This is a genomic window from Paracoccus sp. (in: a-proteobacteria) (assembly GCF_030604785.1).
Classification (GTDB): Bacteria; Pseudomonadota; Alphaproteobacteria; order Rhodobacterales; family Rhodobacteraceae; genus Paracoccus.
Map to the genome: position 1 here is coordinate 39,889 of NZ_JAUVVF010000005.1, position 12,582 is coordinate 52,470.

General features: G+C 66.5%; 15 protein-coding genes and 1 tRNA gene. 11 read left to right on the top strand and 5 right to left on the bottom strand.

All coding sequences use genetic code 11. The annotated features are described in order from the left end of the window. Positions 1-136 precede the first annotated feature (136 nt). From QAR72_RS02965 to QAR72_RS02985, 5 genes are read left to right on the top strand one after another with little or no spacing between them, the layout of a single operon-like run. Positions 137-1,249, top strand: coding sequence for an ABC transporter substrate-binding protein (locus QAR72_RS02965; RefSeq protein WP_304615877.1), 1,113 nt, complete (start codon positions 137-139; stop codon positions 1,247-1,249). A 13-nt stretch (positions 1,250-1,262) separates the two neighbouring features. Further along, a complete protein-coding gene (locus QAR72_RS02970; RefSeq protein ID WP_304615878.1) occupies positions 1,263-2,237 on the top strand; it encodes a PQQ-dependent catabolism-associated beta-propeller protein in 975 nt (324 codons plus the stop codon). Next, the gene (locus QAR72_RS02975) at positions 2,237-2,956 is read left to right on the top strand and encodes an ABC transporter ATP-binding protein (protein WP_304615879.1); all 720 of its coding nucleotides are present in this window, start codon (positions 2,237-2,239) and stop codon (positions 2,954-2,956) included. Before QAR72_RS02970 ends, QAR72_RS02975 begins: the two co-directional genes overlap by 1 nt. Beyond that, positions 2,953-3,747, top strand: a complete 795-nt coding sequence (locus tag QAR72_RS02980; protein WP_304615880.1) for an ABC transporter permease — start codon at positions 2,953-2,955, stop codon at positions 3,745-3,747. The genes QAR72_RS02975 and QAR72_RS02980 overlap by 4 nt, the downstream gene beginning before the upstream one ends. A gap of 14 nt (positions 3,748-3,761) precedes the next feature. Continuing rightward, complete coding sequence (locus QAR72_RS02985; RefSeq protein WP_304615881.1) at positions 3,762-4,304, top strand: tetratricopeptide repeat protein; 543 nt, start codon at positions 3,762-3,764, stop codon at positions 4,302-4,304. Positions 4,305-4,433: 129 nt separating this feature from the next. On the opposite strand, the gene QAR72_RS02990 is transcribed toward QAR72_RS02985, so the two are convergent. From QAR72_RS02990 to pdxH, 4 genes are all read right to left on the bottom strand, one after another. Beyond that, positions 4,434-4,508: transfer RNA gene (locus tag QAR72_RS02990), tRNA-Glu, on the bottom strand. 134 nt (positions 4,509-4,642) lie between these two features. Beyond that, positions 4,643-5,158: a DUF192 domain-containing protein gene (locus tag QAR72_RS02995; protein WP_304615882.1), complete on the bottom strand. Its 516-nt coding sequence runs from the start codon at positions 5,156-5,158 to the stop codon at positions 4,643-4,645. Continuing rightward, positions 5,145-5,735, bottom strand: coding sequence for a cold shock domain-containing protein (locus tag QAR72_RS03000; RefSeq protein WP_304615957.1), 591 nt, complete (start codon positions 5,733-5,735; stop codon positions 5,145-5,147). The genes QAR72_RS02995 and QAR72_RS03000 overlap by 14 nt, the downstream gene beginning before the upstream one ends. Before the next feature lie 137 nt (positions 5,736-5,872). Further along, positions 5,873-6,487 (bottom strand): pyridoxamine 5'-phosphate oxidase, encoded by a 615-nt coding sequence (gene pdxH, locus QAR72_RS03005; RefSeq protein ID WP_304615883.1) that lies wholly within the window; start codon positions 6,485-6,487, stop codon positions 5,873-5,875. An 84-nt stretch (positions 6,488-6,571) separates the two neighbouring features. On the opposite strand from pdxH, the gene fabI reads away from it, so the two are divergent. The 6 genes from fabI (at position 6,572) to QAR72_RS03035 (ending at position 11,228) form a co-directional block, all read left to right on the top strand. Further along, positions 6,572-7,402 carry an enoyl-ACP reductase FabI gene (gene fabI, locus QAR72_RS03010; RefSeq protein ID WP_304615884.1) on the top strand — a complete coding sequence of 277 codons (831 nt, stop codon included), beginning with the start codon at positions 6,572-6,574 and terminating at the stop codon, positions 7,400-7,402. A 28-nt stretch (positions 7,403-7,430) separates the two neighbouring features. Further along, positions 7,431-8,039, top strand: coding sequence for a LysE family translocator (locus QAR72_RS03015; protein ID WP_304615885.1), 609 nt, complete (start codon positions 7,431-7,433; stop codon positions 8,037-8,039). Positions 8,040-8,052: 13 nt separating this feature from the next. After that, the gene (gene gpt / locus QAR72_RS03020) at positions 8,053-8,553 is read left to right on the top strand and encodes a xanthine phosphoribosyltransferase (protein ID WP_304615886.1); all 501 of its coding nucleotides are present in this window, start codon (positions 8,053-8,055) and stop codon (positions 8,551-8,553) included. A 142-nt stretch (positions 8,554-8,695) separates the two neighbouring features. Next, entirely contained in the window at positions 8,696-9,454 is a 759-nt protein-coding gene (locus tag QAR72_RS03025; RefSeq protein ID WP_304615887.1) for a PRC-barrel domain-containing protein, read from the top strand. 174 nt (positions 9,455-9,628) lie between these two features. Next, positions 9,629-10,375 (top strand): calcium-binding protein, encoded by a 747-nt coding sequence (locus tag QAR72_RS03030; RefSeq protein ID WP_304615888.1) that lies wholly within the window; start codon positions 9,629-9,631, stop codon positions 10,373-10,375. A 106-nt stretch (positions 10,376-10,481) separates the two neighbouring features. Beyond that, complete coding sequence (locus QAR72_RS03035) at positions 10,482-11,228, top strand: invasion associated locus B family protein (RefSeq protein WP_304615889.1); 747 nt, start codon at positions 10,482-10,484, stop codon at positions 11,226-11,228. Between the two features lie 68 nt (positions 11,229-11,296). Here the strand turns inward: QAR72_RS03035 and QAR72_RS03040 are convergent, their stop codons facing one another. Then, on the bottom strand, positions 11,297-12,505 hold the full coding sequence (locus QAR72_RS03040) for a beta-ketoacyl-[acyl-carrier-protein] synthase family protein (RefSeq protein WP_304615958.1): 1,209 nt from the start codon (positions 12,503-12,505) through the stop codon (positions 11,297-11,299). Between the last annotated feature and the right edge of the window lie 77 nt (positions 12,506-12,582).

Genomic DNA, 12,582 nt, shown 5'->3' on the forward strand with positions numbered 1-12,582 from the left:
GGCGAAATACGACCATGGTAGAAGTTTTCATCCCTGCAACCCCCGCGATAGCCTCGACGCAGCCTTTGGGAGGGGGCAAGCCATCCGCTGCATCCATGCGCTACCCGTCTGCCTTGCCGCATTGGCCGCCGAGGCCGTGGCCGAGCCGGTCGACGTGCCGATCGCCTATCTGGAATTGCAGGTCGAGCGTCCGCCCGTCCTGACCAATCTGGACCCGATCCCCAAGGATCTGGGCCGGATGGGGGCGGCGCTCGGGCTGGCCGACAATGCCACGACCGGCGGATTCATGGGGCATGAATACAGCCTGGCCGAAACCGTGGTTCCGGCGGGCGGCGACTGGCTGGACGCAGCCCGCGCGGTTCTGGCCGAAAGCCGCATCCTGGTCGTGAACGCCCCTGCCGAGGCGATCCTGGCCTTGGCCGATCTGCCCGAGGCGCAAGGCGCGCTGATCTTCAACGCCAGCGCCGAGGACGAGGCGCTGCGCGAGGCGGATTGCCGGGCGAACCTGCTGCACACGATGCCCAGCTACGCGATGCGCGCCGATGCGCTGATGCAATTCCTCGTGTCGCGCCGCTGGACCGATCTGGTGATGATCACCGGCCAGCGCGACCCGGACCGCGCCTTCGCCCAGGCGCTGCGGGATTCGGCCACCAAGTTCGGCGCCCGCATTCGGGCCGAGAAGGAATGGGACATGTCCTCGGACATGCGGCGCAATATCGGGCAGGAATTTCCGCTGTTCACGCAGGATTTCCCCAGCCATCACGTGATGCTGGCCGCGGACGAGACGAACGATTTCGCCCCCTATCTGGAATTTCACGCATGGGAGCCCCGCCCCGTCGCCGGATCGGCGGGCGCGCGCCCCGACGCCTGGTCGGACCGGGTCGAGGCCTATGGGGCCGCGCAGCTGCAATTGCGCTTCAAGCGGCTGGCCGACAGGCCGATGGGCGCGGTCGATTACGCGGCATGGGCGGCGGTCCGCAGCGTGGGCGAGGCCGTGACCCGCACCGGCACCGCCGATCCCGCTGATCTGCGAGACTACATCCTGGGGGACGAATTCGAGCTGGCCGCCTTCAAGGGCGCGGCCATCACCTATCGCGACTGGAACGGCCAGATGCGCCAGCCCATCCCCATCGCCACCCGCACCGCGCTCGTCGCCATGGCGCCGATGCCGGGCTTTCTGCATCAGGTCAGCACGCTCGACACGATGGGGCGCGACCGCCCCGAAACCGAATGCACCGCCTTCGACTGAAAGGACAATGCCCATGCTTGCCCGCACCGCATCCGCGATTGCCCTGTCCGCCCTGATGACCGCGCCCGCCGTCGCGCAGGAGGTCTGGGTCTCCAACGAACGCGACAACACGATCAGCATCATCGACGTCCCCACGCTGGAGGTGATCGAGACGATCGAGGTCGGCGCCCGCCCCCGCGGGCTGATGTTCAGCCACGATTACAAGGTCGCCTATCTCTGCGCCTCGGATGACAGCACGATCCAGGTGATCGACACGGCCACGCGCGAGATCCTGCACAACCTGCCCTCGGGCGAGAACCCCGAGACCTTTGCCCTGCATCCCGACAACCGCCACATCTACATCTCGAACGAGGATGACAACATCACCTCGGTCCTTGATGTGGTGGACCGCAGGATCGTGGCGCAGATCCCGGTCGGGGTGGAGCCCGAGGGCAAGGCGATCAACCATGCGGGCACCATCGCCATCACCACCTCGGAAACGACCAACATGGCGCATTGGATCGACACGACCACGCACGAGATCTTTCAGAACTCGCTGGTCGGGTCGCGCCCGCGCCATGCCGAATTCACCACCGACGACAAGCGCCTTGTCGTCAGCGCCGAGATCGGCGGCGGACTGCATGTCTTCGATACCGAGACGTTCGAGGAACTGGCCGAGATCCGCTTCGAGATCCCCGATGTCCATCCCCACGACATCCAGCCCGTGGGCTTTCGTCTGACCGATGACATGACCCGCGCCTATGTCGCGCTTGGGCCAGCGAACCGCGTCGCGGTCGTGGACATGCAGACATACGAGGTGCTGGATTACCACCTTGTCGGCCGGCGCGTCTGGCACATGACCATGTCGGATGACGAGACGATGCTGTTCACGACGAACGGCGTCTCGGGCGATGTGACGGTGATCGACCTGACACGTCAGGAACCCGTCAAGACGATCAAGGTCGGCCGCTTTCCCTGGGGCGCGGCCTACCGCCCCGCCGACAGTTGATGAACGCGCTCGAGGTCCTGGACCTGAGCTTCCGCTACGGGCGGAAAGAGGCGCTCAAGGGCGTCTCTTTCCATGTCGGCGCGGGGGAATTCTGCGCGCTTCTGGGGCCGAACGGGGCCGGCAAATCGACGCTGTTCGCGCTGCTGACGCGGCTTTTCGTGGCCCGACAGGGGCGGATCAGCGTCATGGGCCAGGATCTTCAGGCCCATCCCCGCACGGCGCTGGCGCGGATGGGGGTGGTCTTCCAGCAGATGACGCTGGATCTTGATCTCAGCGTGGCGCGCAACCTGGCCTATTTCGGCGCCCTGCACGGCCTGTCGGCGCGGCAATCCGCGATGCGCGCGACCGAGGTTCTGGAACGGCTGGACATGGCCGAACGCGCCCGCGAACGCGCCCGCGACCTGAATGGCGGTCATCGGCGGCGGCTAGAAATCGCGCGCGCCCTGATGCACCGACCGCGCCTTCTGCTGCTGGACGAGCCGACCGTCGGTCTGGATGCCCGGTCGCGCGCGGCGATCACGGCGCATGTCCATGCGCTGGCGCGCGAGGACGGGCTGGCCGTCCTGTGGGCCACGCATCTGGTCGACGAGGTGGCCCCCCACGACAGCGCGATCATCCTGCATCAGGGCGCGATCCTGCAATCGGGCCGCGCGGATGCACTGGCTCCGCCGGGCGGGCTGGGCGCACATTTCCTGGCCCTGACCGAGGAAACCGCATGAGACCCGCCCTGCGCGCCATGACCGCGATCCTGACGCGCGAGGCGCTGCGCTTCGTGACGCAGCGCGAACGCTTCCTGGCCGCGCTGGTGCGCCCGCTGATCTGGCTTCTGGTCTTTGCTGCAGGCTTTCGTGCCGCTCTTGGCCTGTCGATCACGCCGCCCTACCAGACCTACATCACCTACGAGATCTACATCCTTCCGGGCCTCGTCGCGATGATCCAGCTGTTCAACGCGATGCAATCGGCGCTGAGCCTCGTCTATGACCGCGAGATGGGCTCGATGCGGCTGCTGCTGACCGCGCCCATGCCGCGCTGGTGGCTGCTGTTCTGCAAGCTGCTGGCGGGGGTGCTGGTCTCCATCCTGCAGGTCTACGGCTTCCTTGCGATCGCCTGGGCCTTCGGCATCCGGCTGCCGCCGCTCGGCTATCTGGCGGTGCTGCCGGCGCTGCTTGTCTCGGGGCTGATGCTGGGGGCGGTGGGGCTGTTTCTGGCCTCGACCATCCGGCAGCTCGAGAATTTCGCGGGCGTGATGAACTTCGTGATCTTCCCGGTCTTCTTCCTGTCCACGGCGCTCTACCCGCTGTGGCGCATGGCCGAATCCTCGCGCCTGCTGCGCGACATCTGCGCGTGGAACCCCTTTACCCATGCGGTCGAGCTGATCCGCTTCGCGCTTTACCTTCGGCTGAACCCGGAAAGCCTTGGCTGGGTGGCCCTGACCTTCGCGCTGTTCCTGGCGCTCGCCCTTTGGGGATTCGATCCCGCGCGTGGTATCATGACGCGCAAGACACGCTGAACCGGAGAATTGCCATGCGCCTGATTCCGACGCTTCTGCTGATCGCCCTGCCCCTGCCCGCCCTGGCCGAGGAAGACCTGACCCAATACGGCACCACCAACCCTGAAGAGATGACCCTGAACCGGCTGGTCGAACGCGCAGCCGAAGGCGATGTCGACATGATGGTCTGCGCCAACGGTTATCTGGCCACGAAATCGGGCCGCCACGAACAGGCGCGCACCATCTTCGAGGCCTGCGCCGAGGCCGGCTGGACGCAGGCCATGACCTGGATGAGCCAGCTTGACCATAACGGCCTGGGCGCCGAGGAGAATCCCGACCGCGCGACCGAATGGAGCCGCCGCGCCGCCGAACTGGGCGATCCGGTCGGCAGCTTCAATCACGGCATCGACATGATGCGCGGACGCGGCGTGGCCAAGGATGTCGAGGGCGGACGCGCGCTGGTGGACCGCGCCGCCGATGAGGGCCTGCTGATCGCGCAGCGGCTTCGGGCCGCCGATTACGATCTCGACGCGGTGACCCCGGACGCGGACGAATGGAAATACGCGCCGATGTTCTGACCCTTGCGGCCCTGCACCACGACAAGGGCGGATGGGTTGGATGGACCCTGCGGACGGCTCATCGGCACGGGCAAACGAGCCTGCTCAACGCCGGCGATCGTGTAATCTGCGATGATTATCAAGGAGAAGTGGCAGCCCGTAGGGGAATCGAACCCCTCTTTCCAGGTTGAAAACCTGGCGTCCTAACCGATAGACGAACGGGCCACTTTCTGTTTCGCTTCCGACGCTTGCCGTCTGCGTGAGGCGGTAATTAGGCAAAGGCGGCGGGGGCTGCAAGCGGAAAAAACACCTCGTGGCGATTTTTTTCGCCCCCGCCCCTGATGCGCCTTATTCCCCCGTCAACGGCAGGGCCAGGCAGCCTTGTCCTGATCCAGCCGCGGATGCGCGAGGACCGCATCGCGGCCCAGACCAAGGCGCGCAGCCTCGCCTCCGGCGATCTCCAGGACCATCAGGCGGGCCGGATCGGGATCGCCTGCGGCGGCGCCGGGAATCGGGGTCTCGTCCAGCGGGCGCGCCTGCGGGTGGATGTGTCGGACCGCGCCGGTCTCGTCGATGAAGATCAGGTCCAGCGGGATCAGCGTGTTGCGCATCCAGAAGCTGACGGCTTGCGGACGTTCGTAGATGAACAGCATTCCGCCCTGTTCGGGCAGGGATCTGCGGAACATCAGGCCGCGAGCGCGGGTCTCGGGTGTGTCCGCGATCTCGATTGAAAAGACCAGCGGCGCGTCGGCACCGGTGGCAAAGATCGCACGGTCCTCGCGGCATTCCGCGCGGGGCGCATCCTGCGCCCCGGCCCAGACGGGGACGAGAAGGACCAGAACCAGCGCGAGGATACGCGCCCTATTCGGCCACATGCGCCAGGTAATCGTCGCTGGTGTCGCCGCGTTCGACGGGCACCGCCTTGCCGGACGCGCTGACCGCGCTGTCCCACGAGGCGACCTGCGCCGCCATCAGACCGCGCGGGCCTTCGATCACGCGCAGACAGACGGCCTCGCCGATGACAAGGTCGGCAAAACCGGAATGGCGCACAACCTCGATATGAACGAAAACATCATCAGGATGACCGTAGATATTCGCAAAACCGAAGCCTTTGGCCTTGTCGAACCATTTCACGCGGGCCGGCCGCAGGGGCAGGCTGTCGAGATGTTCGATCACCGCGATATCGAGGTCGGCGATGGGCGGCGTGCCGTCGGTCGCGGGTGGTTCGATCAGGACGATCTCGGCGGCCTGAAGGCCGCGCTGCGTCTCCTGGACCAACACGACGATGCGCGACTGATCCGCGACCGATCCGCGTCCGAAATTCCGAAGAACGTTTGCATGCAGCAGGATGTCGGGGCCACCATCCTGATCCAGAATGAAGCCATATCCCTTGGTAGGGTCGAACCACTTGACCAAACCGGTCACACGCTTCAAGGACACGTCGTCTGGCATGCTGTTCCCATATTCCTGCCCGGATTGCATTCCACGCAAAGCTAGAGACCCTTGCTTCATTCCGCAACTGCCGAATGAGGCAATTGATACAGCCGTCCGGATAAACAGCCTAGCCTTGGGACCGCGATCCGGTCAACTCACGGAGACAGGCGCTGGACCTGCCATTCCGTGTCGTCACCGCGCTCCCAGGCAAAACGGTCGTGCAGCCTGAAAGCACCATCGGCCCAGAACTCGATGCGTTCCGGTCTTATCCTGTACCCTCCCCAAAACGCGGGGCGCGGGGGATTGGTTCCCAGCCTCAGACCCATTTTTGCGGCCTCGGCCATCAGCGCGCCGCGGCTGGCCAGAGGTTGCGACTGACGCGAGGCCCAGGCCCCGATCCGGCTCTGCAGGGCGCGGCTGGCGAAATAGGCATCGGCCTGCGGGCCCTCCTCGCGGGTGACGGTGCCGCGCACGCGGATCTGGCGGCGCAACGATTTCCAGTGCAGGACGAAGGCGGCCTTCCGGCTGGCCTCGATCTGCCGCCCCTTGGCGCTGTCGTAATTGGTGTAGAACACGAAGGAACCGTCGGCTCCCGCCCCGTCGATATCCTTCAGCAGGACCATCCGCACATCGGGCATGCCGTCGGGATCGACCGTGGCCAGGGCTATGGCATTGGGATCGTTCGGCTCTGACGCCTCGGCCTCGGCCAGCCAGGCGCGGGCGATGGCAAAGGGGTCGTCGCCCGCGAATATTCCGGTCCGATCATCCATGGGTTGCATCCTGCGCGCTTGAAGCCATGCCATGATTGGCCTAATCACGACGTCGTAAAGTGTTGAAACCGCGAGGGACAGCCAATGTCAAGCGAGCAGGGGTGCGGCCTGATGTCAGGCAAGCGCGGCCTCATCATGGGGCTGGCGAATGACAAGTCGATTGCCTGGGGCATCGCCAAGGCGCTGGCCGAACAGGGCGCAACGCTGGCCTTCAGCTATCAGGGCGAGGCTCTGAAGAAACGGGTCGAGCCCTTGGCGGCGCAGCTGGGTTCGGACGTGGTCCTGCCCTGCGACGTCTCGGACGAGGCCACGATCGACGCCCTGTTCGCCGATCTGTCGGCACGCTGGGGCAGCCTCGACTTCATCGTCCATGCGATCGGGTTTTCCGACAAGGAGCAGCTGCGCGGCCGCTATGCCGAGACGACGCGCGACAACTTCATGATGACGATGGACATCTCGGTCTATTCCTTCACCGCCGTCGCCCGCCGGGCCGCCGCCATGATGCCGAATGGCGGCTCGATGCTGACGCTGACCTATTACGGCGCCGAACGGGTCATGCCGCATTACAACGTGATGGGCGTCGCCAAGGCCGCGCTCGAAGCCTCGGTGCGCTATCTGGCCGAGGATTTCGGCAAGGACGGCATCCGCGTCAACGCGATCAGCGCCGGTCCGATCAAGACGCTGGCCGCCAGCGGCATCGGCGATTTCCGCTACATCATGAAGTGGAACGAGCTGAACTCGCCCCTGCGCCGCAACGTCACGACCGAGGATGTGGGCAAGTCGGCGCTCTACCTGCTGTCGGATCTGGGCAGCGGCGTGACCGGCGAGACGCATCACGTCGATGCGGGCTACCATGTGGTGGGCATGAAGGCCGTGGACGCGCCCGACATCGCCGCCGTGGTCAAGAAGGACTAGGCCCCCAGGGGCCAGCCGGGGCCGCGCCATGCTTCAGATCACCTCTGCCGAGATGGCCGTGTTCGTGGCGACCCTGTCGGTGGCGATCCTGTCGCCCGGCCCCGGCGTCATCGCGGTCAGCCAGGGCGCCTTTGCCCTGGGCCGCAGGCATGCGCTGTCCTATGGCTGGGGGCTGGCGCTCGGCGCCTCGGTCTGGTGCCTCTTTGCGCTGCTGGGGTTGACGGCCCTGTTCCGCGTCGCGCCCTGGACGCTGACGGCGCTGACCCTGGCAGGCGGCGCCTATCTGGTCTGGATCGGCGCGCAGATGTGGCGCCACGCCGCCGACCCGCTGCCCGATCCGGCCGGCGGCGGCATGAGCTTCCGGGCCGGCGTGATGCTGAACCTCGCCAATCCCAAGCCGGCGCTGTTCTATTCGGCGGTGCTGCTATCGATCTTTCCGGCCGCGCTGAACCTTGCCGACAAGGGCGCCATCTACATGGTGGCCTTGTCGGTCGAATTGTTCTTCTATACCGCTTTGGCCAGCCTGATGGCCCTGCCCCTGCTGCGGCGGCGCTATCTTGCATCGAAATTCTGGATCGACCGGGCGGCGGGTCTGGCCATTCTGGCGCTTGGCCTTTCGCTGATCCTGCGCCCCTGAAGGAGAGAAGACCGTGAACGACCGCCTGCCCCACGAGAAAGGCTTTCATGTCAGCTGGGACCAGCTGCACCGCGACGCCCGCGCGCTGGCCTGGCGCCTTGACGGAACCGAATGGCGGGCGGTGGTGGCCGTGACGCGCGGCGGGCTGGTCCCCGCGATGATCGTCGCGCGCGAACTGGACATCCGCACGATCGACACGATCTCGATCCGGTCCTACAAGGGCGTGGGCGCGGCGGCCGGTCAGGGTCAGCTCGAAGTGCTGAAAAGCCCCGATGCCGAGCTGATGCGCGATGGCGACGGCATTCTCGTCGTCGACGATCTGGTTGATTCCGGCCGCACGCTGGAACTGATCCGGCAGATGTATCCCAAGGCGCATCTGGCCACCGTCTATGCCAAGCCCAAGGGCAAGCCGATGGTCGCCAGCTACGTGACCGAGGTCAGCCAGGACACCTGGATCTTCTTCCCCTGGGACATGGCGCTGCAATACGTCCAGCCCTTCCGCGGAGAGGATTGAGACCAAGCCCCGCAGGACGTCAGGGCGGTCGGCGGCAGGCTTTCGCCGATCGCGCGCAGAGCAGAGGGAACCAGCAGCCGAGGCATGGAATTGTATCCACAATAGCGGCCCACCGGGCGCTTCTCTTACAGGAGGATACATCATGCGCAAGCTCATGCTGACCACTGCTCTGGCCCTGCCCTTCTCGGTCGCGGCCTTCGCCCAGGACACCACCCTGCCCGCCGACGACCCGGCGATGCAGCCCGCCGGCGACGCGACCATGCAGCCGGACGCGACCGATCCCGCGGCCACCACGCCGATGACCACGGACCCCGTCGCCGATCCGATGGCCGATCCCGCGACCGACCCGATGGCCGACCCGGCCGCGGACCCCATGGCCGACCCGATGACGGATGACGTGGCCACCGACCAGGATGCCGACATGGCGGCGGCCGCCGCCAGCGAAAAGGTCGTCCAGCAGCAGGCCACGAACGAACTGCGCCTCGACTGGATCACCGGCACGAATGTCGAGGCTCCGGACGGGACGGGCATCGGCTCGATCAAGGACCTGATCCTCGACGGCGAGACGGGCGAGCTGAAGGCCGCCATCATCGGCGTCGGCGGCTTCCTGGGCATCGGCCAGAAGGACATCGCCCTGCCCTGGGAAGAGCTGACCATCAACTACGACGCCCGCGAGATCACGGCCAATCTGACCCGCGAAGAGGCCGATGCGGCCCCGGAATACGTGTTCCGCGACCGTGAGACCGCGCCTTCGGCCGAGATGGCCCCGGCGGGCGGCGACCCGGCGATGGCTCCGGCTGGTGGCGATCCGGCGATGGTGCCGGCCAATGACCCGGCCGGCGACCCGGCGATGCAGCCCGCACCGGGCGATGCCGGAACGGCGCCTGCCCCGGCGAACTGACCGGCGTATCCGATCAGCATATCACCGCTAGACCAAGGAATGGCGGCCCTTCGGGGCCGCCATTTGCAATTTGACAAACTTGTCGCGCGCAACAGCGGAATCATTTGACGCAGGGGCCGGATATGCTCAAGTGATGACAGGCAGCGGACCCACCGCGTGAAAGGTTGTCGTACAATGGTCTATGAGTGGGCGTTCATCGCCAATGCGTTGATTTTCGGAGGTCTGACCGTATTTCTGGCCACGGATCCCTTCAGCAGCGATGATGACGATGGCGGCACCGATCCGACGCCGGGCCTGAACCTGACCGGGACGAACGGCGCGGACCGGATGGACGGCACGGATGGCGACGACATCCTGCTGGGGCTTGGCGGCCCCGACGTGATCAGCGGCTTTGCAGGCAATGACCGGCTGGAGGGGAATACCGGCAACGACACGCTCTATGGCGGGACCGGCGATGACAGCCTTGCGGGCGGCGGCGGCACCGATGTGATCTACGGCGGGCCGGGCAATGACATCATCAGCTCGGACCGTCTGGATGCCGATGCGAACTGGGCGCGCGGCGGCGCCGAGCAGTTGTTCGGCGATGCAGGCGACGACCAGCTGCTGTTCTCGCCCGACGACATCGTGTCGGGCGGCAGCGGGGCCGATTCGTTCCGCATGGTCTATGACGTGCGCGGCGACGCGGCGCGGATCACCGATTTCGACCCGGCCGAGGACAGCCTGACCCTTTATGCGGAATTCGACGAGACGAAGCCCCCGGCGATCACCGTCAGCGCCGATGAGGACACGGCGATCACCAGCGTCGCGGTCGATGGCCGCATCGTGCTGACGCTGAACGGTGTCTTCACCAGCGAGCAGCTTGCCGTGACGCTGCGCCAGCGCGGCCTGATCTTCACCGATGCGGGCCTGCCCGCCACCTGACACGGCTTTCAAGGCAAGGTGATGCCGATGGCGTGACGTGCTGCCTGACATCGGCCCGGCGGCGTGATAGGCCATGCTCAAGGCTTTGATCAGAGGAAGAAAGATCATGCAGAAGACAACCACGGCGCTGCTTGCCGCCCTTGCGCTGGTCGCGATGCCGGCCTTCGCGCAGGACGCAGCCCCCGCCACCGACAGCCCCGCCGAGGCCGAGACCACCGCCCCCGAGGCCGAGACCGCGGCCCCTGCTGCCGACGCTGCTGAACCGGCCGACGCCACCCCGTCGGAACAGGCGGCCGAGGAAGGCGGCCAGCCGCGCCTTGGCACCTATTACGCGCTGTCCGAGCATCAGGACTGGGTGATCCGCTGCATCCGCACCGATCAGCCCAAGGACCCGTGCGAGATGTACAAGCTGCTGGTCGATGACGAGGACAATGCCGTCGCGGAACTGTCCGTCTTTCCGCTGGTCAACGGAGAGCTTGCCGCCGGCGCGCGGCTGATCGCCCCGCTCGAGACCGACCTGCTGAACGGTCTGGGCCTGCAGATCGACAATGGCGAGGCGCGCGGCTATCCGTTTGGCGTCTGCACCCAGGTCGGCTGCGTGTCGCAGATGGGTTTCACCGCCGAGGAAGTCGCCGCGATGAAGCGCGGCAGCCGCGCGACGATCCAGCTTCTGCCCTTTGGCGGCGATCCCGCACAGCCGGTGAACCTGGTGGCCTCGCTGTCCGGCTTCACCGCGGCCTTTGACGCGCTGACCGCCTATGTCGAGGCCGAGCCGGAAGCCCCCGCCGCCGAGGATGCCGAGACTGAGGCCGAGGAACCGGCCGACGCGACCGAAGAAGCGCCCGCCGAGTAAAGGGGCAGCTCCACACGATAAAGGCCCCCGCATCGCCCGATGCGGGGGCCTTTTCCATGCTGGACGCGTCAAACCCTCCGAAGCGCGATGACCGCGTTCAGGCCGCCGAAGGCAAAGGCGTTCGACAGGACCGCATCGACCCGCGCCTCGCGCGCGACATTCGGCACGACATCCAGCGCGCATTCCGGATCGGCCTCTTCATAGCCGATAGTCGGCGCGATCACGCCCTCGCGCAGCGCCATGATGCAGGCCAGAAGCTCGACCGCACCGGTCCCGCCGATCAGGTGGCCGTGCATCGACTTGGTCGAGCTGATCATCAGCCGGTCGGCGTGATGGCCGAAGGCATGAGCCACCGCCGCGCATTCGGTCTTGTCATTGGCGGCCGTTCCGGTGCCATGGGCGTTGATATAGCCGATCTCGTCTCGGTTCAGCCCGGCATCCTGCATTGCGCCGGTGATCGCGCGTTCCGCCCCCTGGGCCGAGGGCATGACGATGTCCTGCGCGTCCGAGGACATGGCAAAGCCCACCACCTCGGCCAGGATGTCGGCGCCGCGCGCGCGGGCATGCTCGTATTCCTCGAAGACGAAGACGCCCGCCCCCTCGCCCTGGACCATGCCGTTGCGGTTGGCGCTGAAGGGGCGGCAGGCATCCTTGGACATGACGCGCAGCCCCTCCCACGCCTTGACGCCGCCGAAGCACAGCATCGCCTCGGACCCGCCCGACAGCATCACCTCGGCCGCGCCCGAGCGCACCATCTGGAAGGCCAAGCCCATCGCGTGGTTCGAGCTGGCGCAGGCCGTGGCGACGGTGAAGGACGGGCCGCGCAGGCCGAATTCCATGCTGACATGGCTGGCGGCGGCATTGTTCATCAGCTTGGGGACGACAAAGGGGTGAACGCGGTTCTTCCCTTCCTCGTAGACGGCGCGGTAATTCTCGTCCCAGGTGTTCAGCCCGCCCCCGGCCGTGCCCAGAACCACGCCCGAGCGAAAGCCGATCGCGCCCTCGAAATGCAGGCCCGATTGCTCGACCGCCTGCTTGGCAGCCAGCAGGGTGAATTGCGTGAACTTGTCGTAAAGCAGGATCTGCTGGCGGTTGAAATACTGCTCGGGCTGCCAGTCATGGACCTGCGCGCCGATCTGGATGGACAGCCGCTCGACATCGCGGAACTGAAGCTGGGTGATGCCCGAACGCCCCTCGCGGAAGGCGTCCAGCGTCGAGGCCACGTCCGCGCCAAGCGCGTTGATCGTGCCGGCGCCGGTGATCACCACCCGGCGCAGACCGGACCGCGCGGTCAGACCGCCCGTCCCCTGCACCGCCGGCGCGGCAATGCCCGCATCGGCCAGCGCCTCGATAT